This window comes from Clostridium bowmanii (assembly GCF_018861315.1).
Classification (GTDB): domain Bacteria; phylum Bacillota; class Clostridia; order Clostridiales; family Clostridiaceae; genus Clostridium_AD; species Clostridium_AD bowmanii.
Map to the genome: position 1 here is coordinate 1 of NZ_JAHLDL010000094.1, position 1,573 is coordinate 1,573.

Consider the following 1,573-nt stretch of genomic DNA (forward strand, 5'->3'; position numbering starts at 1 on the left):
TTAGCTCAGCTGGTTAGAGCTACCGGCTCATAACCGGTCGGTCCGGGGTTCGAGTCCCTGAAGGTCCACCATATAAGGGGATATAGCTCAGCTGGGAGAGCACCTGCCTTGCACGCAGGGGGTCAAGGGTTCGATTCCCTTTATCTCCACCAAAAAAAAGCAGTCCCATGGGACTGCTTTTTTGTTTTGAAATTTTATTATACTATAAATAATATTAGAAAGACAGCTGAAACTGAATTCAGATGTTTTTTTTCTTTTGGGAGAAGATAATATTTTACATTCAATTTATAGTAATAATGTGTTATAACATAGGAGAGATAGTTGTATAAAAATAAGCAGAAGAAGGTTATCTATTGGAATAGATATCGAAAGATAACTTTGAGTTTTATAATAGAAATTAGGAGGAAATAACAATGGAAGTAATATCAAGTTTTCAAGTTAATCATATTAAGTTATTAAGAGGGTTTTATGAGTCTAGGATAGATGGAGATATCACTACTTATGATATTAGAATGAAACAACCTAATAGAGAAAAGGTTATGTCAACAGGTTCTTGTCATGCTATTGAACATATAGGTGCAACATATCTAAGAAACCAAGACATAGCTAAAGATGTTATTTATTTTGGGCCTATGGGTTGTAGAACGGGTTTCTATATGATTATGAGGAATATAGATAAAATAAAGGCAATAGAGGTAGTAAAAGATATGATGAGATTTGTAATATTATTTGAAGGGGAGATACCAGGAGCACAACCGGATCAGTGTGGTAATTATTCAGATATGGATCTAATAGCAGCAAAGAGTGATGTACAAGAATATCTTGACACACTTCTTAATGCAACTTCTTTAAATATAATTTATCCAGAAATAGAATCTTAAGATCTTAATGTTAATTTACATGTATAGATAGCTTTAAGTGGCTCGTATCGTAATAATTATAAAGAATGGGAGTAACTTTATAATTAGCTATTCTCTTTCTTTATTAATTTTATGATGGGTCATGTCAAATATATAAAAATGAATTAGGTGGTTAGGGATTCATGTCGGTGTGATTTTGAAAAATATTGTCTAGACTCAACTATAGTTGAGTTAAAAGTAGTGTATTTAATATTTAAAATGGTAGCTGAAGATTTAGAAAATTCTTAACAATCATTAAAAGTAAATGTATAATATCTTTAAATGTAGAAAAATTATTATATACTTAACCATGTGTGTCAATATAGCTAAAACAATGGAATATGTAGAAATAAGGAGTAAATAAGGAATAATACTGATCTATAACAATAATTATAAATATACAATTTTATTGTTATGATAGAATACTCCTTGTCGCTACGAACTAGTAACGATAAAGAAAAACCTTATAAAAAGTTAATATTTAATATTTTTTAAGAAAGTTTCAAAAATATTAGAAAAAATATTGACAAAATAAGAAAAACCTAGTAGTATAGTAGAAGTCGTCACATGATGACATATGGAATTGGTCTTTGAAAATTAAACAGAGAAATAGGTAAAATAGCGAAATAATATTTCGTTAGACCAGTTAATTACTTTAGATAAAGAAGTAATTT

Annotated in this window: 1 protein-coding gene and 1 tRNA gene; both read left to right on the forward strand. The window is 29.5% G+C overall.

Annotated elements, in window-relative coordinates; genetic code table 11:
- Window positions 1–76 precede the first annotated feature (76 nt).
- Window positions 77–152 (forward strand) — tRNA-Ala (locus tag KPL51_RS22975).
- A 261-nt stretch (window positions 153–413) separates the two neighbouring features.
- Window positions 414–881, forward strand: a complete 468-nt coding sequence (locus tag KPL51_RS22980) for an S-ribosylhomocysteine lyase (RefSeq protein ID WP_216166753.1) — start codon at window positions 414–416, stop codon at window positions 879–881.
- The last annotated feature ends 692 nt before the right edge of the window (window positions 882–1,573 follow it).